Origin of the sequence: Clostridium sp. MT-14 (assembly GCF_042436595.1) — a bacterium.
Classification (GTDB): Bacteria; Bacillota; Clostridia; order Clostridiales; family Clostridiaceae; genus Clostridium_B; species Clostridium_B aromativorans.
Map to the genome: position 1 here is coordinate 1 of NZ_JBHMIY010000043.1, position 26,078 is coordinate 26,078.

A 26,078-nucleotide genomic window follows, 5' to 3' on the forward strand; every position below is an offset into this window, starting at 1 on the left:
ACGCTGACGCTTTCACTCATCCTCTTTGCAATGACTTTCCTCATTGCAGACATCTTAACAGCTTTTTCACCTCTGACAGCTGCCTGCTGCGGTGATGCTTTTTCTTCTTCCGTCTTTACTTCAGGTGCTGCCTCAGACACTTTGGCTGCCTCTGCAGCCTCCAGCACATCTTTTTTCATTATCCTCCCATGCTTCTTTATACCCGAGAGATCCACGTTGAGTTCTTCTGCCAGCTTTGCAGCTGCAGGAGATACTTTGATCCTGGTGCTTTCAATATATGCTTCTACATCTTTCTTTACTATTCTGCCCTTAGGACCTGTACCCTTTATGTTTTCATAACTCACGCCGCCCTGCAGGGCAATCTTTCTGGCAAGGGGTGATATCTTTATTCTGTCTCCAGTTTTGGCCAGTTCTGAAGCCTGAGGTTCAGCGGACACTTCTGACTTCATCACCTCCTCCTTATCTTCACTTTCACTGACCCTGGAACCTGCCTGCTTTAAAAGCTCCGATATGTCCTCATTTTCCCCTGCAATAATACCCACAGGCAGCAGACATTTAACTGTCTCACCTTCTTCTACCAGTATTTTCCTAAGTACTCCGCTTTCTTTTGCTTCTATTTCATTTGTAAGCTTATCCGTCTCAACCTCAAATAGAATTTCTCCCTTTTCAACTTTCTCTCCTTCACTTTTATGCCAATTTACCAGGGTCCCCTCTGTCATGGTCAATCCAAGTTTCGGCATCACTTCAATACAACTCATTAAAAACCCTCCTAACATCTAGATTGAATACAAATAGGATAATGTAATTCAGAGAAATGTTCCCTGAATTACACATCTACTTATAATGTTTTCTTTACAGCAGCTACTATTTTATCTGCATTAGGCAGTATATAGCTTTCAAGTTTCGGTGAAAACGGTATTGGCACGTTGTAATTTCCAATTCTGACTACCGGAGCGTCCAGATAATCAAATATCTCCTCACTTATCAGGGCGGAAATTTCTCCCCCGAAGCCTCCTCTTTTGGTTTCTTCAGTTACAACCACCGCTCTATTTGTCTTTTTCACTGAATTGAATATTGTGTCTTTATCAAAAGGGAAGAGAGTTCGTGGATCTATTACTTCTGCGTCAATACCTTCTCCTGAAAGTTTTTGGGCAGCTGAAAGTGCTTCGTCAACCATTTTGCCTGTTGCCACTATGGTAACATCTTTTCCCTCTTTTTTTACATCTGCAACACCAAGAGGTATTGGTGCCGAACTTTCGTCTACTTCGCCTTTTTTAGGATAAAGGCCTTTATGCTCTATGAAAATCACAGGGTTATTATCATCTATTGAAGTAAGCATTAATCCATAGGCATCTGCCGCCGTAGTAGGATAAACCACCTTCAGCCCCGGTACATGTGTAATCCACGCTTCAAGACACTGTGAGTGCTGTGCTGCCCCCTGGAATCCAGCTCCGCATGGAACTCTTACCACCATGGGTAAATTTATTTTACCTCCAAACATATATCTCAATTTTGCCGCCTGATTAACCAGCATATCCATTCCAACCGTCATGAAATCCATAAACATAAGCTCTGCAATAGGTCTCAATCCTGTAGCGGCAGATCCGATAGCACACCCTAAAATGGCACCTTCTGAAATAGGAGTATCTCTCACTCTCATTTCACCAAATTCATCATGCATTCCCTGGCTTACTCCAAAACACCCTCCAAAGGGACCTACATCTTCACCAAACAACAGTACATTTTTATCCTGGCGCATTTTAGTGCACATAGCATCTTTTATTGCCTGTGAAAAAGTTATTTTTGACATACCTATTCAACCCCCTCTTTTATATCGCTGTACACATCTTCAAATACTGAATTCAATTCTGGTTCAGGACTGTTCATTGCAAAATCAACTGCCTCTTTAATTTGTTCGTCAACAGATTTTTTCATTTTATCTATTTTATCTTCACTTAAAACTCTATTTTCCAGCAGATATTTTTCGAAACGGGGAATAGGATCCTTTTTAATCCATGCTTCCTGTTCTTCTTTTGGTTTATAAGGCGCTGGATCCCCTTCAAAATGTCCTCTCTGCCTGTAGGTTTTACACTCTATGAGAGTTGGACCCTCTCCCTTTCTGGCTCTTTGTATGGCCTCACTGGCAGCCTTGTAAATTGCCACGGCATCGTTCCCATCTACTGTAACTCCAGGCATATTATAGGCTTTAGCCCTTACGGATATATCTTTGATATTCTGGTGTCTTTTCTGAGAAGTTGATATTCCGTATCCATTGTTTTCGCAGACATATACAATGGGAAGTTTCCAAACACTTGCCATGTTCAGTGATTCGTGAAATGTACCCTGATTTGTAGAGTCATCGCCGAAGAAACATACACAAACCTGATCTGTTCCCCTGTACTGTGCACTCATTCCTGCACCTAATGCTATATCGTGTCCTGCACCTACTATACCGTTTGCGCCAAGTATTCCTTTGGTTGCATCTGCAATATGCATGGATCCACCTTTTCCTTTACAGTATCCTGTAGCTTTTCCAAAAAGCTCAGCAGTCATATATTTGAGTTCTCCGCCTTTTGCTATTATGTGACCATGACCTCTGTGAGTACTGGTTATATAATCGGCATCAGTTAAGTTTTCACAAACAGCGGAAGATATGGCTTCTTCACCTATATAAAGATGTACAAATCCTGGAATTTTTCCCTCTGCAAAATTGTCCTTTGCCATGTTCTCAAATGCCCTTATTTTTAACATTTTGTCATAGATATCTATAAGTGTATTGTTTTTTATGCTTTCTCTTTCTTTTACCTTTTCCAAAATAATCCCTCCCAATAGTATTAAATACAGATATCAGCAGTATAATTACATTCATAAACGATTACATTGGTGTCCACCTCTTTTGCTTTGAATATAAAAATGGTTTGTATTCATTTATAAATTTATTTAGCAAAACTCATGCCAAATATCAAGGGATTCTATATTTATGATTTATCCTGTAAAATCGTCAATTTAAAAAACTACTTCAAAGAAATTTTTTCATAACGGGAATTATTTCTTTCCCATTTTTGGACAAGTCTGAATTTTTGATATTTTATATGATTTGTAAAAATAAGATTCTCTATTTAAGTTGACTGTGTAAATCACCTTAAATAGAGATAAAAGAAAAGACTACTATTTTAAATTGTATTTTTTAATTTTTCTGTAAAGTGTAGATTTTCCCATTTCAATTAGCTTACTTGCATTTATCACATTTCCATTACACTGCTCTAATGCTTTAACAATAAGTTCTCTTTCAACTTGATCTACAGTTTTAATCTTATTTTTTGACTTGTTTTCTAAAGATATTGTATAATCCTGGATATTCCCAACACTTTCCATAATATAATCAGGTATCAGGGAATCCGTTATAATTCCATTTTTAGATAGGTAATATGCTCTTTGAACTACGTTTTCCAGTTCTCTAACATTTCCAGGCCAGTTATATTCTTTGATAATATCCATAAAACTTTTATCTATATGCTCTATCTGCATTTGATTTTTTTTATTCAATCTATTCAAAAAAAATCTCACAAACATTTCTATATCTTCTTTTCGCTCTCTTAAAGGGATCAGTTTTAAATTAAATACATTTAATCTGAAATATAAATCGCTCCTAAAATTTTTGGCATTAACCTCTTTTATAAGATCTCTATTTGTAGCTGCCACAATTCTTACATTTAGATTTCTCTCATATTTTCCACCAATTCTGCTAATAGTATGATTATCTAAAACTCTTAGGAGCTTAGATTGAATTTCAAGAGGTAATTCTCCAATTTCATCCAAAAATATTGTACCCTCATTTGCAAGTTCAAATTTTCCAGGATTACCCTCTTTAGATGCCCCCGTAAAAGCACCTTTTTCATAGCCGAATAACTCGCTTTCCACAAGATCCTTGGGAAGTGCCGCACAGTTTATTGCCACGAAGGGCCCATTACACCTTTTACTTCTGTTATGAATAGAGTGAGCGAATAATTCCTTTCCTGTACCGCTTTCTCCTGTTATCAGTACAGTACATTCATTTTGAGCTATTCTCTTTGCATCTTCAATTATACCCAACATTTTAGGATTATTAGTCAGTATGTTGTCAAAATCATACCTGGAAGAGAATCCTGCTATTTTGTTTACTACTCCACGCATCGTACCTGCTTTTTGTATAACGATTACAAATCCAACATAATTTTCACCTATTAGGACATGCGTTACACTTATATTACATTCCACTCTTTTATTTTTTACATATAAACTTATTTCTCTATAGGCAATTTTCCCATTGTCGCTTAATCCGTACATATCATTGGCTACGTCTCTTAATAGAACTTTCATATCCAATTTATACATTTCGCTTTTATGAATTCCAAGTATACTGCATATTTTTTCATTGAAATATTTGACTTTAAACTCATTATCTAAAACCAGCATGCCTTCTTTTATTGAATTAAACGCAACTTCTGTCCATTTTCTATGTTCACTTATGGCAAACTGTTCCTGTATGGTATTGGATGCTTCAGCAACTATACCCAGAGTATGGGAATGAAAAGTTCCTATGCTTCCTGATAGATCAATACAGCCTATTATTTTCCCCCTGCTGTTGTGTATTGGTGCTGCAGAACATGTCCACTTATGCTGTTCTCTGCAGTAGTGTTCTGCACCTAATGTCCAAACAGGTTTATCTAAATAAATACAAGTTCCAATAGCATTGGTTCCAACATCTTCCTCTCTCCATCTGCGTCCTTCTAAAAAATCCAGATTCTTGTTTGCAGCCATTATTCTTTCATTTCCCAGAATTTTTAAAATAACTGCATTTTCATCTGTCAGTATAATTGAATAATTTGTATCTTTCAAGATTTCATATAAATTTAACATTACAGGTAGACAAATTCTTATAAATTCTTTTTTTTCCTCAAGTACAGCATCAAATTCACTTTTGAAAAGAATATTAGCCTTATTGCTGTTTTCTCCAACACCGTAGTTTTTACATCGTATCCAGGAATTTAAAATATCAGGCCTAACATCTTTTGGTATTTCATTATATTCTATAAATCTACGGCGTCTTTCTTTAATCTTATCTATATAGCCCATAGTCATTCCTCCTCGTAAATTCTATATGAAATATAACAGTACTCTTATAATATATTATACAATATATATATCTAACAGCACAAAAAATTAAGAGATAGACACTGACCTTTTAATTCAAGCGTCTATCTGCGTAAAGATATATTAACTATTTTAAATTCTCCAAGATTTTAATACTCTCAAAGGCCTTATAGGAACTTCTAACATAGGGTCCTGAAAAGACAACCTTAAATCCCTTATCCAATGCCATTTTTTTGTACTCTGCAAACTTTTCAGGAGTGACGTATTCAAAAACAGGCAGATGCTTCTTAGATGGTCTGAGATATTGACCTATTGTCAATATATCACAGCCGGCTTTCAATAGATCATCCATTACTTTCAATACCTGCTGCTTTGTTTCTCCAAGTCCCAGCATTATACCGCACTTTGTATACACACTGCTGTTGAATATTTTAACTTGTCTCAGCAGTTCAATGGATCTATCATAAATTGCCAAGGGCCTGACTTTTTTATATAAAGATTCCACCGTTTCAATATTATGATTTAGTATATCCGGTCCTGCATCAATTATGTCTTTTAAAGCATTCCAATTGCCCTTTAAATCGGGTATAAGAAGTTCTACAGTGGAATGCGGATTTTTTCTTCTCATGGCTTCTATGATCTTTACAAAATGTCCTGCTCCTCCATCTTCTAAATCATCTCTTGTAACGGAAGTTACAACTGTATGTTTAAGTCCAAGTTTTTTGCTGGCAATGGCTACGTTTTCAGGTTCTTTAGGATCAAGTTCCTGCGGCATCCCTTTATTTACAGCACAGAATCTGCAATTTCTCGTGCAGGTATCCCCCATCACCATAAAAGTAGCTGTCTTGTGCTTGAAGCATTTTCCTATATTGGGACAATTTGCACTTTCACAGACTGTATGGAGCGAGAGTTTCTTTAACATATTTTCCATTTTATCTAATACAACTGCATCAGGTGCTTTCATTTTCAGCCACTCTGGTTTCAAATTCAATAAAATCACTTCCTCTTATGTCTTTTTTCATCAATTAGAAGATTTCATCTCCGCTTTTATTTCCAAGTCTCGGATGAATGTCAAATNCACTCTGGTTTCAAATTCAATAAAATCACTTCCTCTTATGTCTTTTTTCATCAATTAGAAGATTTCATCTCCGCTTTTATTTCCAAGTCTCGGATGAATGTCAAATCTCACTGCTCCTACAGGTATTTTACTTTTTACAGCTTCTTTAACCCTGGCGGTACCATTAACTCCAAAGCCGCCGCATAATTCTATTGCGCAAATATCATCTTTTACTAGATCCACAGCAACTTTACAGGCTTCATCATAACTTGAGACTCCTACACTTATAAGTTCCATTTTCACCGTCTTTATAATTGATTTATGGATTTTAGGATTGGCTCCTGGTGCTAAAAAAATAAATGCAGCTTTCATTGAAAATTACCTCCTGTATTTTTTATTGATTCTTAAAAGCATAAATCAAGCCAATACCAGAAACATTGAAATATCTCCATTAAAATTATTCTAAAATCCAATTATGGGAAAAAGTTATTTCAAAATGGGAATTATATTAATTAATTTATCTTTTGAATACACGCATGACTAATTTGCTTTTTTAGTAAGATCTATGTGCATTTTTTCCACCTTTGCCAACACATCGAATATCTTTTTAACCTGGTAGTCATTCATTTTATCTGCATATCTTTCATAGTATTCTACTGCATGTTTTTCCCTTTTACAGGCCATGTTAAGAAGTTCCCCGTCGCTTTTGTATTTAGAATAATCCAGGCTTTTAAGTTTGGGTTTTACAGTAAATCCACCTATTTTGCGGTGTATATTGGCATGTACATACTCCACTCTCGAAAGAGATCTAAACATATTTTTTATTTGAATATTTGCGGCAAGTTTAGACACTTTATCATAAAAGTCACCATTAAATATTTCTAATTTATATGCATGATCTATTATTTTAAGGCTTCCTGCATCAAAATTATATTTTTGCTCTTCTGCGTTTTCATTTTTTGATATCATATATTTCCTGGGTGCCCCGCAAAAAGGGCAAAAGCTTATATTATCCAGGGTGTTTTTCCCTTCAAATGCTTCTGCATTATAAAAATAATTTTTATCATCTATAATTGCACCACAGATTCTGCAAATCAATTTTCTCATTGAACGTACCCCCTAAATCGTAAATTAAAATTTCCTACCAAACGGTTATCTATAGTATATCATAGGATTGTAAAGTAATAAAAACCCTGAAAATAAAAAGAATATACTTTAAATGCTTGTCATAATTATTAATATTGATGTTTTAAATATTATCAATATAATCTGTAGGTCAGGAGTTTTTATGAAAAGAGAAAGATTTTTAAAAAGTACACTTATCCTAATCTGTTCAAACTTAATAACCTCAATATTCGCATTTGTATTTTCAATAATATTGTCCAGAAATCTAGGAGCTGAAGGTATGGGACTTTACGGACTTATAATGCCTGTATACGATCTGTTTATATGTCTCATTACAGGAGGTATGGTAACCGCAATTTCCAGAGTTGCTGCAGTATATTTCGGAAGAGATGATTTCAATAATTTAAACCGCTCCATAGACATATCCTTGACTTTTAATTCTCTGCTGGCTACTTTTGTAGTTTGTATGATATTTATAAATGCCCCCTACATAAGTGCCAATATAATAAAAGATACCAGATCCATCCATGCTCTTCAGGTTATGTGTCCTGCCATTTTTTTTATAGCACTTTCGTCCATACTGAAGGGTTATTTTTACGGGATATCAGAGATGAAAATACCCGCTTTTATAGATATATCTGAAAAATTTCTGCGAATTGTCATAATAACTTTACTCATAAATTCATTTTCACTGAAAGATGTAAATGGGACTGTAACTGCAGCTTATATAACTTTAACTTTGGGGGAATTCATAAGTTTCACTGTACTCTACGTTATGTACAAGATAAAAAAAAGAAGATTTGGATTCAATTTCTCAAATACAGAAGACAAATTACAGCTTTTATTCAACATACTTGTCATATCATTTCCACTATGCATAAATGGATTTTTATCTACGTCCCTTTCAGCCATTTCAGCTCTGATAGTTCCAAGAAGGCTGGTGGCATCGGGAATAGAATACAATGCAGCTCTTGGTATGATAGGCAGATTTAATGGTATGGCCATGAACATAATATTTTTTCCAACTACAATTATAACCTCCATGTCCATAGTTCTCATACCGGATTTATCAGAAAAAATGAGCAAAAAAGATTATTGGGCAATTGAGAGAAGAATATCTCAAATTGTAAAAATAGCTTTATTTTTGGGAGTTTTGACTATGATAATCTGCATTTCCCTGTCTGACTATTTAGGAGAATTATTTTATAGACGATATGATCTGGAAGACTATATAAAATTTACAGCATTGTCCGCTCCAATTATATTCGTATCCATGTCAACTTTTGGAATTTTAAATGGCATAGGTAAACAGAAAGTAATACTCAGAAATTCTCTTATTTCTTCAGTTATGGATGTGATACTGGTATATTTTTTAACAGGTATACCAAGTATAAATGTATACGGATGTGGTATAAGCCTGATGATCACTTCTCTGACTACCTTGGCATTAAATATGCACGAACTTATAAAGGATAACTTCTATGGAAGCCCTTAGAAGTTATCCTATCTCATTTTGGTCAATATAAATCTTGGAACTAATTTTATAGCCCTGGAAGGCAGTGACTGTAAATCCCTTTTGCTTATTCCTCCGATTAAAACCAGAACATACATATAGGTCACAATTCCAATTGCTATGGATAATACAGTTGAAATTGCATTTGGAAGATACGGAATTTTGATAAATTTCAGTACAAAATGCATTAAAAAATAACTCACATATACTATGATTCCCATGGCAGCTGAAGCAGCCAGCGGTTTAACCGCATGATTCAGCATGCTGACTCTTACATTTAAAGATTTTTTAATAATTCGGTGATTCAATGCTATGGGAATTATAAATCCCATAGTACTGCCTATTACAGCGCCAAGTATATTTATTTCAGGTATGGAAATCAGGAAATAATTCGTAATTATTTTTACGCATATACCTATTATGGAGTACAAGGTGGCAGTAAAAAGTTTTCCTATACTCTGCAGGATGGTGGTTTGGATCTGCATGAGGGACATCAATACAAGCACCACTGAACCCCATGCCATAATATAGGATCCACCTCTGAATTTAAGCATCTGAAATATTGGATCGCTTAAAACGGAAAATCCAAATGCACAGGGAATTGCAATCAGAAAGCAGAGCCTGAAGGAATAATTTATATTGTCCTTTACCTTCTTGCCGTTTTTGATGGCAACAGCTGCGGATATTGCAGGAAGTATAGCCGCTGAAAGAGAGGATATTATGGTTATAGGTACATTCAAAAGCTGCTGGTATTTTGTAAGATATCCATAAAGTATGGTTGAGTTTACATCACTAAATCCGCCGGCCATGAGTCTGGACTTTGTGTTCCACATATCAACCAGATTTCCTGCATAGGTCATCCCCACACATATGGTTATAGGCACTCCATATTTTATAATTCTTTTCACCAGTTTGCCGGTGTCAATTCTCTCTGACTTCTGAACTGTCATCTTCTTATACATGCCAGATCTTCTGGAGTTTTCATAACAGAACATTAGAAAGCATGCAGAAGCCAGTGCTCCAAGGGAAGTGCCGATAGGTGCTCCTACACATCCCACTTCCACTCCGTACTTTATCAGGTACGCTGCAAATGCTATACCAAATATGGTATTTACTATCTGCTCTATTACCTGGGATACAGCTGTAGGTGTCATATTGCCACTGCCCTGAAAATATCCCCTGTAAGCTGAAGCCACAGAGGTAAACAGTATGGCAGGAGCCAAACTTAAAAGGGATAGATAGATCTTGCTGTATTTCATTACTCTGGACAGCGGGGATGCGAAAATCATCAGCAGTGCCGCCATCACTATTCCCATTGCCATAAGCATGAATCTGGCTATCTTAAATCCCTTCACTGCATCCCTGTAATTCCCCACTGCATTCAGCTCGGATATAAGTTTGGATATGGCCACCGGTATTCCTGAATTGGTAAGCACATAGACAAAAGTGTATATCTGATAGGATGCTCCGTAAAGGCCATAGCCTTCATCCCCGACTATTCTCATGAAAAGTGGTATGTATATTATGGACAGGATCTTTACCAGCATTCCTGCTGCTGAAAGTATGGCAAAGCCTTTAGTAGTCGACTGTTCCTTCATAATTCAAAACTCCCTATACCAAATCTAAAATTTATCAAACAAGTCATTTTTAATCTTTCTAAATATAGGTGGCAGACTTTCCGATATGGTCTTGTTTTCCATATATTTTAAATGTTCGGGACAGTCTCTGAAATTTAATTTATAGGCATAAAGGTATTGATATTTTAATCCATACTTATTGTAAAAAAGGCTGTTCAATTTTGGTGTTCCATATTTTGCATCTCCAATTATAGGATTACCCAGATGTGCCAAATGAGCCCTCAACTGATGACTTCTGCCTGTAATAAGTTCCAGATCTACTAGTGAAAAAGTGCCGCAAGTTTGGAGAACTTTTACTTTCATGGATATTTTTTTAGTATTCTTTTTGGGAACATCATATACAATGGACATATTATTTTTTATATCCTTTAGGATATATCCCTCATATAGGCCTTCTTCTATTTTCCCCTTTATCATTGCCTCATAGTATTTTTTTATATTCCTGTTCTTTACCATTTCATTCAGCAATTTCAGTGAATCATAGTTTTTACCATATATAACTATACCTGATGTATTTCTGTCGAGCCTGTTGCAGGGTGAAGGAGTAAATGTAATTTCCTTTCCTGGATCGTATTCCCCTTTGTCATATAGATATGAAAGTACATAATCAGTTAAAGTTGAACCATTGGAGCTTTTTCCCGAATGTACCAAAATTCCGGGCCATTTTTCAACTAAAAGCATGTTTTTATCTTCGTAGGTTATTTTCAAAAAATTGCTTTCTACTTTTTTCAACTTTGTTTTTTCCTGCATAGAAGTTATATACTTAGTTTCTATTATATCTCCCGCTGACAGAAAATAATTTTCTCTGGATTTTTTATCGTTTACCTTGATGTCGCCCTTTCTTATAGCCTTGTATATACCGCTTAGTGGTACATCCTTCAACCACTTTCTCAAAAATTTATCCAGCCTTTGACCAGATTCATTATTTCCGATTTCAACTCTCATCATGATCTCTCCAGTACTTTTAATATATTTAAGTTCTAAATTATCCTTATATGACTCCAAAAAATTTTGCATTAATAAACAAACTTCATATGAACTGAGAATCACTTTATACGGACAACATCTAATTATATACTACTGTCCTTGACTAAATCAATATAAAAATCATCATAATTCACTCTTATACAGTTGTATGTTTCCAAGGAAAAATTGTTTATCACTGAATTTACCCTTGGTGATACCCTTTAAAGCTTCCTCAAACTGATATACACTTGCATCTATCTCGTCTAAATAGTGTAATATCTCAGCCTCCAAAGTCATTGGCTTTTTAGGTGAGCCATTTTCCTCCACACCGTGATGCGAAACTATCATATGTTTTAAAAGCAGCTCTATTTCTTCAGGAGTTCCCAATTCACTTGCTGCATCATGAACCATTACTATACCTTCTACAATATGACCCAGTAATTTGCCCTCTTTAGAATAATCTTCCACTACACCTAATTCGCTGGAGTCAAGTTCCTTAATTTTCCCAATATCGTGCAGCATGACACCGGAAAACAACAATTCTCTGTTTATGTAGGATCCATATACAGAAACAATGCTCTGTGCGTTTTTAAACATCCTGTACATGTGATATAGTAGTCCTCCTCTAACTGCATGATGTACCTTTTTAGCTGCAGGATAATATATCAATTTGTCCTTATTGTCCATTAAAAGCTTCTCCACTATATTTTTAAGATCATTATTATTAAAATTTTCAGTCTCACGAATGAAATCATTAAACATGGTTTCCGGATCTACAGGCACACTCTTGATAAAATCCTTTATATTTACCTTGTCTTTATCCAACGCCGGCCGACAGTTTGTTATATTCAACTGCAAATTATCTTTATAATTTCTGACTAATGCTCTCACTTTAATTATTTTTCCAGGTTTTACACCTTCTCCCAACTCCTCCAGGGATGCAGACCACATAATTCCATGTATATCATTTTCACCATCACTTAATAAAAATTTAATATATGAATCTTTATTTCTAGTTACATCCTCTTCTAGTTCTTTTACAAGTAAAAAGATATCTAAAGAAATATTTGCTGTTAAGTCTTTTATTTTCATCTATCAATTTTCCCCCTTCTATAACCACAAGACATAAACTGTAAAATTATTTTTCTCAACTCTAACAAATATATTACCATAATTTTAGAATCTAACAAATATAGCTGATACTATAAATTATATAAAAAAGCCACCAAGTTTTTAAATATCTCAGATTGATGGCTTTAGAAATATCTTAATTATATAATATTGGGAACAAGTCATTTTAAGAAATTATAAGCTGTTTGGCACTGTATTGCTACACCGATAGGCAAACAATCCTCATCTATATCAAATAGGTTCCCATGTGCTGGATGTATTATACCTTTCGCCTTGTTCCTACATCCCAGATAATAAAATGCAGAAGGTTTTTCCATTGAAAAATAAGCAAAACTCTCCACTCCCATGCTCGGATTTTGAAGTATTTTTACACGTTCATTTCCTATTACCTGCTTCGCCGCCTTTAATATGTCCTGTGCAGCACTATCGTCATTGTAAAGGCATGGATAGCTTTCTTGTATATCTATTTCACATTTGCCTCTCATAGAACTTACAATTCCTCTTGTAACCTCTATAAGTCTTTTTTTTACATAGGCTCTGTGTTCGGTTTTCATAGTTCTTATAATTCCAGATATAGTAACTTCATCCGGAATTATGTTTTGTGCTGTTCCGCCGTGAATGGAGCCCACTGTGAGCACAGCTGGATCTGTGGGTGGAAGTTCTCTACTTATAATCTCTTGAAGTGCCAATATTACGTGGCTTGCCATAACTACGGGATCAATTCCCATATTAGGCCTTGCGCCGTGGGCTCCTAAACCTTTTATCTTTATAGTAAATGGATTGGAAGCCGCATTTACAACCCCAAATTTTAAACCTATATTTCCAACTTCTATGTTTTCCTCTACATGAAGCCCTATAATTCTATTCACTTCAGGATCTTTAAGTACACCTTCTTCTATCATTATTTTTGCCCCGCCTGTGGTTTCTTCTGCGGGCTCAAAAAATAATTTTACATTTCCCTTAAGTTCATCTTTTATACTATTTAAAATTTTTGCCACTCCAAGTAGAATAGTGGTATGTGCATCATGACCGCAGGCATGCATTTTTCCTTTCACCTGTGAACAATAACTGCAATTTTTTTTATCCTGCAGGGGAAGTGCATCCATATCTGCCCTTATCCCAATAGTTTTATTCCCAACCCCTCTTATTACCGCACATACTCCCGTATCTGCAGTTTCCCTGTATTCTATACCAAGTGACTTCAGAAATTCCTTTATCTTGCCAGAAGTTCTCTTTTCTTCATATCCAAGTTCCGGATGTCTGTGAAAATCTCTCCTAATATCAATAAGATCTCCCTTTATAGATTCTGCAATTTTTAGAAAATTCCTATTCATATTTACCTCCAATCATAATTAAAGTGCATAGAATTATTCCCATCCTATCTCTATTATATCCCCCTCCGAAAGAGCATCATAATAACTTGCATTATTTCCATTTAGATGTAAATATAATCTTCCCTTTACCTTTGTCAAATCAAATTCTATATGGTTGAATATATCTACAAATATATAATCTTTTTTCCCTTTGAGCACAACATTTTTACCATTTGCAACTACAGTTATCTCGTGATTATTCACATCTTTAGCATCGTTTTTATCTTTTCCCATTTCAACGCTTCTATCTTCTTTTCCTAGGCTCACTTCTTTCAATCCTGAGTTTTCTTCATCTACTTTCACGCTCTTTTTTTCATCCATAGAATTTTCAGTTATCCCGTAAATTCTATCACCTTCATTTATTATATAATTTTCATTCAACTTTTCTCCATTTAGATAATATACAAATTTATTCTCTTCTTTGTCTAAAAAATACTTTTTATAATCTCCAAGAGTTTTAGGAAATATTATGTTTACATTATCCCCTTCACTTATGTCACTGTTAATTTCCACTTTAGTTCCATTTATATATGCCAGTGGTTCTAAATTTTCTATTATATCATTTACAAAAAAGCTTATGGAATACACTTTTTGTATATAATCTATCACCTTAGGAAGAGCTGTCTTGCCGTCAACTGCATACTTTATCTCTATATTGTCTCCCTCTTTGACCTTATCATCCATGCTCTTCCTTAAACCATTTATGCTTACTTCAGCATTTGAAGCAAGGGTTCCAAAAGCCACTCTTTTAATCCCATTTAGCATAAACCTTATATTTTTACCATTTTTGCCTATAAGGCTATTGGGATTTATACCGGCCTGAAGCATTACATCCATGACCGTGTGGCTGTGAGAATTAAATAGACTTATTACATTTCCATTCAACATCACATCTATAAACCCGTGTCCTAATTTTCTTATAGAAACTAAAGCTATTCCCAAGACTGTTACCCCAGCACTACCAAGAGAATTGTCATTACAAATACACTCCTGAACTGACTGTCTGTCTTTTACTGCAATTCTACTAAGAGATATATTCAGCTTTTCAGCCAAAAACTCTTTTAGTTTGGGAGTATGTGCACCTCCACCTACTAGAAAAACTGCACTGGTAGATTTACCTCCATTTAGCTCTATTATCCTGCTGCCTATTTCATCTGCTATCTTTTTTACGGCAGGACTTATGAGCTTCAATATTTCTTCAGAAGTAATCTTATTTTCCATACCTAGGACATCCACATAAGTTATATCCTTGACTTTACTGCATTGTTTTTTTATTTCTTCACCTTTATTAAAATCTACCATATATTTTTGTGATATTATTTCGGTAATTTCATCACCAGCCTGAGGTACCATGCCATATGCAATTACAGTATCCCTGTCACTTATAGCTATATCCGAAGTACCTGCTCCAACATCCACTAGTGCTAGATTTAAGAGCCTTAAATTCTGAGGAATAGCCGCTTCCATAGCTGCTATAGGCTCTAAAGTCAGATTTACTACCTGAAGCCCCACTTTTTCCATAACAGAATATAAACTATCCACTACAGATCTTGGAAGAAAAGTAGCTATGATCTCTGCAGATATCTTTTCTCCTTTTTGATACATAAGATTGCCTATAAGATAATTATTTAGATAATAACTTTTTACACTATATCCAACACAGTATAATCTTCCTTTTGTATCCCGACTTACCTTTTCTTCAGCAGATTTTACCGCCGTCAGTTCCAAACTCCTTATGGTATCCCTGTCTATTTCCCTGTCATAATCAATTTTCATTTCCTCTTTTACAGACACGGTTCTCAGAAATCTTCCCGCAGCAGCTATAGCTACATTTTCTATTTTTATATTTAAATCCTTTTCTATTTTATTTTTTATTATACTCACTGCATTAGCTACAAGTCCCACATCATGTATCTGACCGTCGATCATGGCTCTTTTTTCGTGTTCTATACAGTGCTCAGATATTACAACAAATTTTTTGTCCTTCACTATTCCTGCAGTACCTATTACTGATCTTGTCCCTACATCCAATGCAAATACCACATCCTGTGGGTTTATTCCCTTTAAATCCATAAGTATTTACCTCTTTTTCCATAATTTAAGGTATCATATTGGCAGGAATATACTCCTGCATCTAAAAATATTATAAGTAATTATAAAATATTTGTAAAATAAAAATGAGAATATAATTTTTTATAAAAAAAACAAGATATACTTGCAAGAAGCAGATCTTGTTTTTCGAAACTTAAAATCTATAACATAGAATTAGATATTATCAATAGTTCAAATAATCTTCAGTAAAATTATTTTTATCCCAGGAATGGTCTTCTGATATCTGAGATCCACTTATATTAAAATATCTATATATAATTTGCCCTGCTCTATCTGGAACTGGATCATCCCAGGTTGTATCTATATATCCAATTTTACCATCAAGCATAGCCATATTCCACACATGAACTCCTCCCCCGGCAGTTCCCCGTACAGCTATAGATTTTATACCAGACATTTCTGCCATCAAATTAAATGCTGATGCATATCCCTGACATACACCTGTACCATTAACCAGAATTCCATATGCTGTATAATCCTGTGCAGGTATTGAATTTTTTGCATAACTGTCATAATCATATTTTGCGTTACTTACAATATAGTCGTGTATTGCCTTTGCCTTTTCAGTTTCTGTCATATCAGGCTTAATTATGTTAGAGAGAACTGATTTTGCTTTTTCAGCGGCTCTATTTTTCATATCTGACAATTCAGTTTTTGAAAATCTATAATTAAAACTAATGCTCCCACTATTTGAAATGCTGTAACTTTCAACATAATCTATATCGGGATTCTGTTCAAGCACCATCTCCACAATACCCTTGGGCATGGCAGATGAATTAGCATTGTCATATAAAAATTCATCCTGACAATTTGAAATTGCAGTCTTAATAGCCTCGTACCAGTCTTTTTTGCCATTTAAAATAAGCCTGCCTGTTTTATCTGACAGATTGGAGTTGGCCATGATTCCCTTCAAGTAGCTTTCAGTCTCCGGTGTAACAACGGAATAACCACCATATATCAATATTTTATTCAGTTTATTCATACTCATATTGTAATCAAATTTATCGTCAATTAAAGCCATTCCAAGATTGTTTTTAGCAGCTACTATGGAACCTGAGAGACTATCTGCAAAAACTCTGCCGCTAGCTACTGCAAGTCCATCTATATTATTTCCCAATGTTCTCAATATATTGGTATTAAAATCTATTGGAGTATTTCCATCTATCCTTTTTACAGTAATGCCCATTTTCATGAGTTCATTATCCACATTAGATGGGACAACGGCATTTCCTCCCAATATTGTTACATTGTCTACATTGAGCCTCTTCAAAACATCTTTTGTTGTAAAATTCAATGAATTCCCATCTGTAAATAATACAATATCATTTTCCTTACCCACATAAGGTAAAGCAGCCATAGCATATTGAAATTTATACCCTGTAGTCAGAAATACTCCTCCAATTGGTTTGTATTTTTTGACTTCTTCTCCAATCCTGGCTGCTGTTTCATACCTATTTAACCCACTTAATCTAGTTACACTATAACCTAGATTCTTTAAACTATTTTCCACAGCACTGCTTATTACTCCAGTTCCGCCAAGCAAATAGATATTTTCTGCATTAAGCCTTTTTATTTCATCTGATATCACTGTGGGTATGTAATTTGTATTTGTCAAAAGTATAGGTGAATTTAACTGATAGGCAAGTGTTGTTCCTGCAAGGGAATCTGCAAATTTATCATCCCCCTGACCACTAGAAAGGACTACATTTTCAGAAGTACTCCAGTTATTTTTTGAGATATTAGCTGAGGTTTCATATCTATCTTGTCCACTTAAACGTGTCACTTCAGAAGCACTGACTTTTACAATTGGCACTAGTAGTATAAACATCATTATTGCAGCAAAAGCGTATATTTTTTTTGAAGTCCTCATATATATTTCCTCCCATCATCCTTTGCATGGTATTAAGAATTAAGAATTACTTGATTTATGGGAAACAATTATCATGTAAATTCAAAAAGCTACAGTGTCAATGTTTTAGCACTATAGCTTATATATAAATATAAAGTTATAAAATCATAAACATCAGCAACCCGACTATCATGGCTTAAACAGCTTTAGACTCGCAGCTTTGCGTCCTCCATTTTCATAGAGTTTGCTATTTATAATGTAATTTTTAATTCTATTTACATTAATATTATATACTTATATTTTTATCAAAGTCAAGAATGGCTATGTTAAATATTTTTAATTTAACATAGTCATATACGTAGAAAAAAGTACATTGACACCCCAATAAAGGCCAGTATATACTAAAATTATATAAAAAGGAGGTGTAGGCCCAAACCTAACGTAAACTCTTAAAAATACAGGAGGTCATCAATGAAAAAATTTCTTCTATGCTTTTTTGTAATATTTACCATAATTTCTATCAATCCACTCAATGTTTCAGCCTCAGATGAAGTAGATCTGTCCAAATTCAACATAGAAACTACAATAAAAGAAGATGGTTCCATTGATATGGTGGAATTTATAACCTACAATTTCAGTGGAAAATATAATGGAGCTTATAGAGACGTATCCATTAAAAATACGGACGGCATGTATAATGTAAAAGTATCCTATGTATCCAAATCCGGACAGGAAACACCCTTTAGAAAAGTAAATACTGCGGAAAATGGAGACGACAATGTATTTCAAATATTGAAGCAGGATACAGATCTATACAGGATCAAAATCTACTCCCCTTCAAAGGATGAAGAGAAAACTTTTAAAATAACCTATACCATGAAAAATGTTGCCACGAAGTACAAGGATACAGGTGAATTTTTCTATGAATACTGGTCTGATTACAATGAAACTGAAATAGATAATCTAAAAATTCACATCAATATTCCCGATATTGCAGAGGATAATAATATTAAAGCCTACTATCACGCCGTTTCATCTGGAAATGCATCTGTCAAAAATGGAAGTGTGGATTACAGCTTTCCCCATGTTAATTCAAAAGAACTGGTGGAAACCAGAGTGCTTTTTCCGGCAAGTTCAATTCCACTGTCTTCCAAGATAAGGAATGAAAGTGCCCTGAGCAGAATTCTAAAGGAAGAAGCAGATTACAGAGAAAAACAGCAGCAGAAAATAGCCCATGCTATCATGATAAAAAAGATATTTAATTATGTAAGCATGATTTTAGGACTGCTTTTTATCATATTCATGTTTCCGGTATGGAGGAAATTCAGAAACAATCCCCAGGATATATACAGCACCTACTCTCCCCCAGAACTTCCTGAAGAATGTACTCCTGCAGTGGCATCTTACATGGTAAAAAGAACTGTAGACGGAAGAACTACATATGCCACAATACTTGATTTATGGAGAAAGGGTTATTTAACCATTGAAAAAACAGAATTTGAAAATAGTAAAGACAAAGTTGATTTCTCAATCAAAAAAGTTAAAAAAGCAGCGCAGGAACTTCTAAAACATGAGAGATATTTTATAAGCTGGCTATTTGACACACTTGGAGATGGTGAAACTGTCACTACATCAGCTATAAAGAAATCAAATGAAAGCTCTTCTTTTTATTACGATTTTCAAAAATGGTCAAAACTTGTAGAGGAAGAAGTCAAGTCAAGAAATTATTATGACAAAAAAGCCAACAGCGCCGGCAGATGGTTAATCCTGTTTTCCGTTATAGGCATAATTGTTTCTATTGTATCTCTTGTTTTTAAAGCTTATTTTGGAGTATTCAGCTTGCTTGTATCGATCTTCGTGATGATCTGCGGTATATACTATTGTATTAAAAGAAGTCCCTACGGGCAGTCTCAATACAATAAATGGATAAAATTTAAAAACTACATTAAAAATTCAGATTTTACTTATGATGCCAGCACAGATTATATAGAATCCTACATTCCCTATGCGGAAGCACTAAATATGGAGAGAAACAATATGTCAAAGCTCAGATCATCCTTTCACAATCCTTCGCAGAATATGGGCTGGATATACTATTACCTCCTCTTTGACAGCATGAATTTGAACAAAAGTGAACAATTCAACTACTATATATACGATTCCTTTGGAACTGGTTCTTCTGGAAGTTCAAGTTCTATTTCAGGCAGTTCAAGTTCAGGTAGTTCCGGCAGTTCCGGAGGCGGAGGCGCCGGTGGATTTTAACTGACTCGGCTAAAAATTGCCACTTCTACGGATCTATTGATATTGGATTAAATAAACAGAAGGTAGTTCACTGTTTTCTTACACAGTCAACTACCTTGTTTATATTATCTTTTCTCGTAAAATCCACTGGCTTGTCATAAATGGCAAGCATACCTTTTTCGTCCTCCGTCAATTCTTTTTTCCCTTTTATCTTCCATTTCAGCAGTGTCATGAGCATTCTGTCAAAAGTCTTCAATTTACTATAATCAAAGCCGCCTCTCATATAAAAGAAATGTATGCGTTTTTGCTGCTCCGGGGTGAAATTTTTATTTCTTATCTCATCCGCCGTTTCTTCCCTTGTCGGAGATGCACCGGTTGCAAATACAATTATCCTCTTGTCCTTGAATTTGTCTAAATTTTCCAATATAAACTTTATTCCGTTGATGCTGACAGCATATAATCCTCCACCGTAGATAACAGTATTGTAATCTGCCAGCATATCAGCAGTGACCTTCTCAAATTCAAAAATATCAGCAGACAGTTCTTCCGCAATCCAATCGGCATATTTCTTGGTGAAACCCGTTTTTGATTTATATATCACTACAGTTTTCATTATCCACCTCTCAAAATATAAATTATTCTGTTTTTAGAAAATATTATTTAAATTATACCATAGTGTTCTGATCAATCCAAAAGGATTTTTTCATAGTCATGTAGAATTATTATTAGATGAATATACTATAATTATTGGAGGAGAATAAATGGGATTATTCGATGGAATGATGGGAAATGCCTCAGAAATTGACGTTAAAGAGGTGCAAAAGGAATTTGATAATATACTTACAGCTTCAGAAAGTGTTGAAAAAGCTTACAAATTGATCCGTGACATGTTTATTTTTACTGATAAGAGACTTATACTGATGGATAAGCAGGGAGTAACCGGGAAAAAAGTAGAATATCATTCAATTCCATATAAAAATATCACTCACTTCAGCATTGAGACCTCAGGACATTTTGATCTGGATGCCGAACTTAAAATATGGATATCCGGAAATCCAGAGCCTGTACAGAAACAGTTCAACAAAAGCCTAAACATATACGAAGTTCAAAGTGTACTTGCACAATATGTATTGGAATAGCTTTTTATGGAACAATCCTCCTGAACAATGGGACTGTTCCATGATTTTCCTTTAAAAATACTATGCAATATTGTTAAATATACAATTCTGAACTTTACTAATTAATTTTGGTTGTATAAGTGGATATGTCCACTTTCTAGGGAAGTTATCAAATAAACATACTTTTCTATTGTGATCATTATTCAGTTAAATCACCTTCTATGTTTTTAATTATAGCAGTTTGATCTGGCAAGTCTCCAATTTCAATGCTTATTTCTGTGCAATTATCTATTAAATTTTCATTAAAGTTCTTAAGATATTGAAGTAGATTATTATCATCAATGTGGCTATCTTTATTTACAATAACAGACATTTTATTTATCTTTGAAATTTTCAATTCTTTACAACAACTATTTAAGCTCTGTGATATTTTACTCAGTAATATGGTATCATGCATGAAAATCATCTCCCCAAATCTGAATATATTTTACTATTAAAATATATTCAGATTTACTTTGATTATGAATAATATTTATACATAATTACCTTCCAGGCTGGGCGCATTAAATCAAAAAATGGATTTAATCATTAAACACTTCATGTCATAAAATGAGAATTTATTTACTTATCAATATCTTTAAATTGCGGGCAAGCAAATTATAATCTTCTACAAAGTTGATTGTATCCAATTTTCTATAAGTTGTTTCAGGTAGTTTATCTAATTGGGTTCCTGCCAATATCATTTCAGTCTCGCGAGAATCAAATTCCGCAATATCTTCTATATTATAGACATGTTTTCTATTAACAGGACAAACACTCTGGCATCTCATGCAGCCTATCAGTGAATTATGACAGCTTGAATTCATCCATTTTGGAAAACCCCCTTCATTTTCGTTATACAGGGTAATACATTTATCCGCATGTATTGGGAATCTGTCATTTGCTATCGCTCCTCCAGGACAATTTTTCAGACACAGATTGCAATCCTTACATGCATCCATAATTTTATTTTCCTGCCAGGTATTATTTTCACAGGGCATATCTGATATGTATACACCAATCCAATAAAAACTGCTTTCATCATCTATATAGCATATATTATTTCTACCGTACGAGCCCAATCCACTTCCTACTGCCAAAAGCTTGCAGGGAAGATTGATTTTTACCGCTCTAAAATTTATACTGCAAAGTACCCTTTCAACAATTGAAGTCACTTCAATTACTTTTTTCTGCTTTTTTTCAAGTTTGCTGTTTGTATTGAACAGGTACATTGGCGGCATGATAACAGGCTTCTTTTTCATTTTTATTGTAAAGTATATTCTGGACACTGGCTTAGGTACATTTGATAGAAAATTAACCGATAAGCTATTGGAACTTAGAGATTTTTTGAGTCATGCTGTAAATGATTTGTGTACTAAAAATACAATTTGTCAAAAAGATATAGATGAAATGAACAAATACCTTGCTTCCCTTTCTTTTTGTAAAGTTTTAAAAAAAGAAGAGGAACGATACATTTTAAATATCATTCCTGATAAATCCAATTTAAACCAGATAATATCTAAGGTGATTTTGTCTTTTGTTGAAATGATAACAAATTACGATATAAAGCGTATAAAAATTTGTAAAAACCCTGAGTGCGGATGGATTTTTTATGACGAAAGCAGAAATCACACACGAAAATGGTGTGACAATACCTGTGCAAGTCTCATGAAAGTACGTAAATTCAGAAAAAGACATACAATAAAAAAAGCATCCAATTCTGGATGACTAATTTTATTATTTATTTTTAAGTTCTTATAAGCTGTACTTATATTTCAGAAAATATCTTAATATATTCCGGTGAAAGAGGCAGTACATTGTCAAGGATACTGTCCACTATTTCATCAACATTTTCATCTGTAATCTTTATGCCTTCCATGTCATCTTCTTCATCTGTAATCATGTTCTGCTCTCTAAAATTTTGTTTCTCATATTCACTGGGCATGTTTTGCATTTTTTCAATAAATTTGTCATATTGTTTTTTGTAAATTGCTCCATAGCTGTCATGCTCCAGTGCCTCTGAATTGCTTATACACTTATTTGACAAATAAATATTACTTTCAGAAAACATAAGATTTCCGTACACATAAGCCCTCATGCAATGTTTTCCATCACTTGTAGGCAAATTCAATTTCTTGTTTTCCTTTTGATGTATATTGAATTTATAGTCAGACTGCTTTCTCTGTAGATAACATTTAGAATCCAATTCCGACAATTTTTCAGTTACATGTTCAGATATATCTGATTTGAATTTCTTTATGGTATTCTTAACTGTAATACCCATATTATACCTCCTTGTTATAATATTGATCATGTGCTTACTTACTATTATATCACAATACTTAAAACAGATACTCCTGTAAAAAAGAGCTGATCAGCCGGTAAAATTTGCGCCAACTTGTGTATTCATGGCATATGGCGATTCCAACTATGTTACAGGACAGATTTTGCATGCAAATGAAGATAAAAAAAGTTGAGAACTTGCCATCCTCAACTTTTTAATCATTTTATCTAACAGCTTTCCATTATTTTAAAGTCCATCAGCGCTTTTTCCACCTTTTTAAATGAGGGAGACAATTTTGCATAAGTGCTCTTGCTTCACCTTCCTCCATACCCTTTTTCTTCATAAAGGGAACACAGGTTTCAATCATCTCTTCCATTGTTATGTCCGGCTGTTTAAAAGCTCCATTTTCATAACAATATACACAGTATTCATGATTTTTGCTGCTATCGGCATCAGTTCCATAAAGTTCCTCACTTAAAGGCATCCCGCAGCTTTGACAATATTTCTGTTCCATAATACATTCTTCTCCTTTCATATGTTGATACAACTATTATACAGGAAAACTCTGACATCATTATGTCATGTTTGAATTCAATTATATATGTCAATTATATTTTTGCACTTTTCTTTTATAATCTCCCTTATATATGGTGGTTCCAGCACTTCCACATATTCCCCATAGCTCAGTATCATTGAATAGATCCAGCTGTCCTCCACAACTTCAGTATTCACTATGATACTGCCGTCTTCAAGAAATGTAATTTCATTTTCATCAAAATAATCCTGTATTCTGTACCTGACTTTTTCTAAAAATTTCAGTAAAATTTTTACAGGAACTTTCTGAGGCATCTCGGTCTTTGCATATTCACCATATGAAATTCTTGGTTTACAAATTTCCTCATCCAAAATCTCCAGTCCATCCATTCTTGACAATTTAAATATCCTATAATCTTTTCTCAGGGTACAGAAGGAAAACACATACCAGGAAAATCCTTTAAACACGAGAGTAACAGGCTCCACTCTCCTAAAGATATATTCTCCTTTGGAATTTCTGTAGTTGAAGCTTATACATCTGTTTTCCTTTAATGCTTTAAATATCATTCTATATTTGATATTTTCCTTTTCGGATTTCTTAAATCCCCAGGGAAGTGTATCTATAAATATCTGTTTAAAATACAGATCAAATGTGCTCTTTTTATTATGGGGTATTATGCTTTTAATTTTTTCCATAGCCATTTCCACATTTTTGTCATCAAGAACTCCATTTATATTTTTCAAAGCTTCCACTATGGATATCATATCTTCCAGTGTCAGAAACCGGTGATTTATTTTATAATTGTCCAAAATATGAAACCCTCCATTGTTTCCCTGGCTTGAAGCTATTGGAATTCCAGACATATTGATTGTGTCCATATCCCTGTATATGGTCCTTACAGAAACCTCAAACTTTTCAGCCAGTTCCGCCGCAGATATCTTATCCCTGTTCAAAAGCATCACCACAATTGCCAGCAGCCTGTCTATTTTCATAAATTATAAACCTCATCTTGGAAATAATGTATGGCCACGCTCTACATTATTTCAATTTCCCTTTCTTCAATATTCAAGGCATTTCCTCCAATTTTAACTTCATTGATCTTTCCACTATGAATAATTACACTGGCTAAAATTTCAGAAGGCCTATTCATACAATAACCTTGTTCAAAAACTAAATCTTTCATATGATTTTGTGATATAATTCCATATCTATATAAATAGCAGCTCAATGCACCTGTAGATGTTCCTGTGGCAGATTCTTCATTGATATTATAAAAAGGTGCAAAATTTCTGCAATGAGCAGTGGAATCCTGCTTTGTTTCCAACGTAAAAAGATGATACCCAACACAATTCTCTTTTTTGCAAACATATGAAATCTTATCAAAATCAGGCCTTATACTGCATAAATCCCCTAATGATTTAATGGGGATTAAAATATCTTTTAATCCAGTAGATACAATTTGGATTGGAATATCATCCATAATTTTATTCTGGCTAATATTTAGAGTATCAGCTATATATTTTTTATCCAATATTTTGTGAAATATGGGCTTACATTGCTCCATATAGATTCTATTATTTTTTCTATATTCTATTTCTAAAATACCGGCTTTTGTTTCCTGAGTATATCTGCCAGCATCAATAATACCTTTATCTGCAAGTAAACAAAAAGTTGCAATAGTTGCATGTCCACATAAATTTACTTCCTTGTTAGGTGTAAAAAATTCAACTTTAAAATCAGCATTATTGGACTTCTTTACAAATGCAGTTTCTGAAAAGCCAACCTTTTTTGCAATCCGCTGCATATGTTCTGACAGCAGAGAATCCGCATTTAAAACAACTCCCGCAGGATTACCACCTGTATTTGTTTTGGCAAACGCATTAAGCGTATAAACTTTTATTTTCATTTGTTTTCTTCCCTCGTGAACTACCACCACTTATAGAAGTGGATGGCTTCTTAGTCAAT

24 protein-coding genes and 1 riboswitch are annotated in these 26,078 nt (G+C 34.3%); of the genes, 4 read left to right on the plus strand and 20 right to left on the minus strand.

Annotation, left to right across the window (positions count from 1 at the left end; translation table 11 throughout):
* The 7 genes from ACFHWD_RS18770 to ACFHWD_RS18800 all read right to left on the minus strand — a co-directional run.
* Window positions 1-758, minus strand: a 758-nt coding sequence (locus ACFHWD_RS18770; RefSeq protein ID WP_378062857.1) for an E3 binding domain-containing protein, incomplete at its 3' end; no start/stop codon positions are given.
* An 80-nt stretch (window positions 759-838) separates the two neighbouring features.
* Complete coding sequence (locus tag ACFHWD_RS18775) at window positions 839-1,810, minus strand: alpha-ketoacid dehydrogenase subunit beta (protein ID WP_150357248.1); 972 nt, start codon at window positions 1,808-1,810, stop codon at window positions 839-841.
* 2 nt (window positions 1,811-1,812) lie between these two features.
* A complete protein-coding gene (locus tag ACFHWD_RS18780; RefSeq protein WP_150357270.1) occupies window positions 1,813-2,751 on the minus strand; it encodes a thiamine pyrophosphate-dependent dehydrogenase E1 component subunit alpha in 939 nt (312 codons plus the stop codon).
* A gap of 417 nt (window positions 2,752-3,168) precedes the next feature.
* The gene (locus tag ACFHWD_RS18785) at window positions 3,169-5,115 is read right to left on the minus strand and encodes a sigma-54-dependent Fis family transcriptional regulator (protein WP_150357249.1); all 1,947 of its coding nucleotides are present in this window, start codon (window positions 5,113-5,115) and stop codon (window positions 3,169-3,171) included.
* 145 nt (window positions 5,116-5,260) lie between these two features.
* Window positions 5,261-6,124 (minus strand): lipoyl synthase, encoded by an 864-nt coding sequence (gene lipA, locus ACFHWD_RS18790; protein ID WP_378062858.1) that lies wholly within the window; start codon window positions 6,122-6,124, stop codon window positions 5,261-5,263.
* 141 nt (window positions 6,125-6,265) lie between these two features.
* Complete coding sequence (locus ACFHWD_RS18795) at window positions 6,266-6,562, minus strand: DUF6506 family protein (protein ID WP_378062859.1); 297 nt, start codon at window positions 6,560-6,562, stop codon at window positions 6,266-6,268.
* Window positions 6,563-6,730: 168 nt separating this feature from the next.
* On the minus strand, window positions 6,731-7,297 hold the full coding sequence (locus ACFHWD_RS18800; RefSeq protein WP_179977375.1) for a ferritin family protein: 567 nt from the start codon (window positions 7,295-7,297) through the stop codon (window positions 6,731-6,733).
* A 181-nt stretch (window positions 7,298-7,478) separates the two neighbouring features.
* Between ACFHWD_RS18800 and spoVB the strand changes: the two genes are divergently transcribed.
* Window positions 7,479-8,810, plus strand: a complete 1,332-nt coding sequence (gene spoVB / locus ACFHWD_RS18805; protein WP_150357253.1) for a stage V sporulation protein B — start codon at window positions 7,479-7,481, stop codon at window positions 8,808-8,810.
* An 8-nt stretch (window positions 8,811-8,818) separates the two neighbouring features.
* Here spoVB and ACFHWD_RS18810 read toward each other — a convergent pair whose 3' ends face one another.
* The 6 genes from ACFHWD_RS18810 to ACFHWD_RS18835 form a co-directional block, all read right to left on the minus strand.
* Window positions 8,819-10,426, minus strand: coding sequence for a polysaccharide biosynthesis protein (locus ACFHWD_RS18810; protein ID WP_150357254.1), 1,608 nt, complete (start codon window positions 10,424-10,426; stop codon window positions 8,819-8,821).
* A 24-nt stretch (window positions 10,427-10,450) separates the two neighbouring features.
* Window positions 10,451-11,410 (minus strand): RluA family pseudouridine synthase, encoded by a 960-nt coding sequence (locus ACFHWD_RS18815; RefSeq protein ID WP_229982039.1) that lies wholly within the window; start codon window positions 11,408-11,410, stop codon window positions 10,451-10,453.
* 165 nt (window positions 11,411-11,575) lie between these two features.
* Window positions 11,576-12,523, minus strand: a complete 948-nt coding sequence (locus ACFHWD_RS18820) for a 3'-5' exoribonuclease YhaM family protein (RefSeq protein WP_229982037.1) — start codon at window positions 12,521-12,523, stop codon at window positions 11,576-11,578.
* A 200-nt stretch (window positions 12,524-12,723) separates the two neighbouring features.
* Window positions 12,724-13,896 carry a M20 family metallopeptidase gene (locus tag ACFHWD_RS18825; protein WP_150357256.1) on the minus strand — a complete coding sequence of 391 codons (1,173 nt, stop codon included), beginning with the start codon at window positions 13,894-13,896 and terminating at the stop codon, window positions 12,724-12,726.
* A gap of 33 nt (window positions 13,897-13,929) precedes the next feature.
* Window positions 13,930-16,008, minus strand: coding sequence for a cell division protein FtsA (locus ACFHWD_RS18830; protein WP_378062860.1), 2,079 nt, complete (start codon window positions 16,006-16,008; stop codon window positions 13,930-13,932).
* A gap of 202 nt (window positions 16,009-16,210) precedes the next feature.
* Complete coding sequence (locus ACFHWD_RS18835) at window positions 16,211-17,917, minus strand: cell wall-binding repeat-containing protein (RefSeq protein WP_378062861.1); 1,707 nt, start codon at window positions 17,915-17,917, stop codon at window positions 16,211-16,213.
* 152 nt (window positions 17,918-18,069) lie between these two features.
* A riboswitch (cyclic di-GMP riboswitch) is annotated at window positions 18,070-18,155 on the minus strand.
* A 212-nt stretch (window positions 18,156-18,367) separates the two neighbouring features.
* Between ACFHWD_RS18835 and ACFHWD_RS18840 the strand changes: the two genes are divergently transcribed.
* Window positions 18,368-20,158: a DUF2207 domain-containing protein gene (locus ACFHWD_RS18840; protein WP_229982034.1), complete on the plus strand. Its 1,791-nt coding sequence runs from the start codon at window positions 18,368-18,370 to the stop codon at window positions 20,156-20,158.
* A gap of 67 nt (window positions 20,159-20,225) precedes the next feature.
* Here the strand turns inward: ACFHWD_RS18840 and ACFHWD_RS18845 are convergent, their stop codons facing one another.
* Window positions 20,226-20,750, minus strand: a complete 525-nt coding sequence (locus ACFHWD_RS18845) for a flavodoxin domain-containing protein (protein WP_179977380.1) — start codon at window positions 20,748-20,750, stop codon at window positions 20,226-20,228.
* 148 nt (window positions 20,751-20,898) lie between these two features.
* On the opposite strand from ACFHWD_RS18845, the gene ACFHWD_RS18850 reads away from it, so the two are divergent.
* The gene (locus ACFHWD_RS18850) at window positions 20,899-21,276 is read left to right on the plus strand and encodes a PH domain-containing protein (RefSeq protein ID WP_106011081.1); all 378 of its coding nucleotides are present in this window, start codon (window positions 20,899-20,901) and stop codon (window positions 21,274-21,276) included.
* A 178-nt stretch (window positions 21,277-21,454) separates the two neighbouring features.
* Here the strand turns inward: ACFHWD_RS18850 and ACFHWD_RS18855 are convergent, their stop codons facing one another.
* Together ACFHWD_RS18855 and ACFHWD_RS18860 are read right to left on the minus strand one after the other, a co-directional pair.
* On the minus strand, window positions 21,455-21,712 hold the full coding sequence (locus ACFHWD_RS18855; protein WP_106011082.1) for a hypothetical protein: 258 nt from the start codon (window positions 21,710-21,712) through the stop codon (window positions 21,455-21,457).
* 160 nt (window positions 21,713-21,872) lie between these two features.
* Window positions 21,873-22,535 (minus strand): 4Fe-4S double cluster binding domain-containing protein, encoded by a 663-nt coding sequence (locus ACFHWD_RS18860; RefSeq protein WP_229982033.1) that lies wholly within the window; start codon window positions 22,533-22,535, stop codon window positions 21,873-21,875.
* Between ACFHWD_RS18860 and ACFHWD_RS18865 the strand changes: the two genes are divergently transcribed.
* Entirely contained in the window at window positions 22,534-23,022 is a 489-nt protein-coding gene (locus tag ACFHWD_RS18865; protein ID WP_229982032.1) for a CGNR zinc finger domain-containing protein, read from the plus strand. The genes ACFHWD_RS18860 and ACFHWD_RS18865 overlap by 2 nt on opposite strands.
* Before the next feature lie 40 nt (window positions 23,023-23,062).
* On the opposite strand, the gene ACFHWD_RS18870 is transcribed toward ACFHWD_RS18865, so the two are convergent.
* The 4 genes from ACFHWD_RS18870 to ACFHWD_RS18885 form a co-directional block, all read right to left on the minus strand.
* Window positions 23,063-23,578, minus strand: coding sequence for a hypothetical protein (locus ACFHWD_RS18870; protein WP_150357265.1), 516 nt, complete (start codon window positions 23,576-23,578; stop codon window positions 23,063-23,065).
* A 256-nt stretch (window positions 23,579-23,834) separates the two neighbouring features.
* Complete coding sequence (locus ACFHWD_RS18875; protein WP_179977382.1) at window positions 23,835-24,092, minus strand: zinc ribbon domain-containing protein; 258 nt, start codon at window positions 24,090-24,092, stop codon at window positions 23,835-23,837.
* A gap of 77 nt (window positions 24,093-24,169) precedes the next feature.
* Window positions 24,170-25,105 carry a YafY family protein gene (locus ACFHWD_RS18880; RefSeq protein ID WP_179977383.1) on the minus strand — a complete coding sequence of 312 codons (936 nt, stop codon included), beginning with the start codon at window positions 25,103-25,105 and terminating at the stop codon, window positions 24,170-24,172.
* Window positions 25,106-25,146: 41 nt separating this feature from the next.
* A complete protein-coding gene (locus ACFHWD_RS18885; RefSeq protein WP_179977384.1) occupies window positions 25,147-26,019 on the minus strand; it encodes a PhzF family phenazine biosynthesis protein in 873 nt (290 codons plus the stop codon).
* Between the last annotated feature and the right edge of the window lie 59 nt (window positions 26,020-26,078).

Coding starts and splice junctions, on each gene's coding strand:
- ACFHWD_RS18775 (WP_150357248.1), bottom strand. CDS start 1,810: ATGTCAAAAATAACTTTTTCACAGGCAATAAAAGATGCTATGTGCACT.
- ACFHWD_RS18780 (WP_150357270.1), bottom strand. CDS start 2,751: ATGTTAAAAATAAGGGCATTTGAGAACATGGCAAAGGACAATTTTGCA.
- ACFHWD_RS18785 (WP_150357249.1), bottom strand. CDS start 5,115: ATGGGCTATATAGATAAGATTAAAGAAAGACGCCGTAGATTTATAGAA.
- ACFHWD_RS18795 (WP_378062859.1), bottom strand. CDS start 6,562: ATGAAAGCTGCATTTATTTTTTTAGCACCAGGAGCCAATCCTAAAATC.
- ACFHWD_RS18800 (WP_179977375.1), bottom strand. CDS start 7,297: ATGAGAAAATTGATTTGCAGAATCTGTGGTGCAATTATAGATGATAAA.
- spoVB (WP_150357253.1), top strand. CDS start 7,479: ATGAAAAGAGAAAGATTTTTAAAAAGTACACTTATCCTAATCTGTTCA.
- ACFHWD_RS18810 (WP_150357254.1), bottom strand. CDS start 10,426: ATGAAGGAACAGTCGACTACTAAAGGCTTTGCCATACTTTCAGCAGCA.
- ACFHWD_RS18815 (WP_229982039.1), bottom strand. CDS start 11,410: ATGAGAGTTGAAATCGGAAATAATGAATCTGGTCAAAGGCTGGATAAA.
- ACFHWD_RS18820 (WP_229982037.1), bottom strand. CDS start 12,523: ATGAAAATAAAAGACTTAACAGCAAATATTTCTTTAGATATCTTTTTA.
- ACFHWD_RS18825 (WP_150357256.1), bottom strand. CDS start 13,896: ATGAATAGGAATTTTCTAAAAATTGCAGAATCTATAAAGGGAGATCTT.
- ACFHWD_RS18830 (WP_378062860.1), bottom strand. CDS start 16,008: ATGGATTTAAAGGGAATAAACCCACAGGATGTGGTATTTGCATTGGAT.
- ACFHWD_RS18835 (WP_378062861.1), bottom strand. CDS start 17,917: ATGAGGACTTCAAAAAAAATATACGCTTTTGCTGCAATAATGATGTTT.
- ACFHWD_RS18840 (WP_229982034.1), top strand. CDS start 18,368: ATGAAAAAATTTCTTCTATGCTTTTTTGTAATATTTACCATAATTTCT.
- ACFHWD_RS18845 (WP_179977380.1), bottom strand. CDS start 20,750: ATGAAAACTGTAGTGATATATAAATCAAAAACGGGTTTCACCAAGAAA.
- ACFHWD_RS18850 (WP_106011081.1), top strand. CDS start 20,899: ATGGGATTATTCGATGGAATGATGGGAAATGCCTCAGAAATTGACGTT.
- ACFHWD_RS18855 (WP_106011082.1), bottom strand. CDS start 21,712: ATGCATGATACCATATTACTGAGTAAAATATCACAGAGCTTAAATAGT.
- ACFHWD_RS18865 (WP_229982032.1), top strand. CDS start 22,534: ATGATAACAGGCTTCTTTTTCATTTTTATTGTAAAGTATATTCTGGAC.
- ACFHWD_RS18860 (WP_229982033.1), bottom strand. CDS start 22,535: ATGCCGCCAATGTACCTGTTCAATACAAACAGCAAACTTGAAAAAAAG.
- ACFHWD_RS18870 (WP_150357265.1), bottom strand. CDS start 23,578: ATGGGTATTACAGTTAAGAATACCATAAAGAAATTCAAATCAGATATA.
- ACFHWD_RS18875 (WP_179977382.1), bottom strand. CDS start 24,092: ATGGAACAGAAATATTGTCAAAGCTGCGGGATGCCTTTAAGTGAGGAA.
- ACFHWD_RS18880 (WP_179977383.1), bottom strand. CDS start 25,105: ATGAAAATAGACAGGCTGCTGGCAATTGTGGTGATGCTTTTGAACAGG.
- ACFHWD_RS18885 (WP_179977384.1), bottom strand. CDS start 26,019: ATGAAAATAAAAGTTTATACGCTTAATGCGTTTGCCAAAACAAATACA.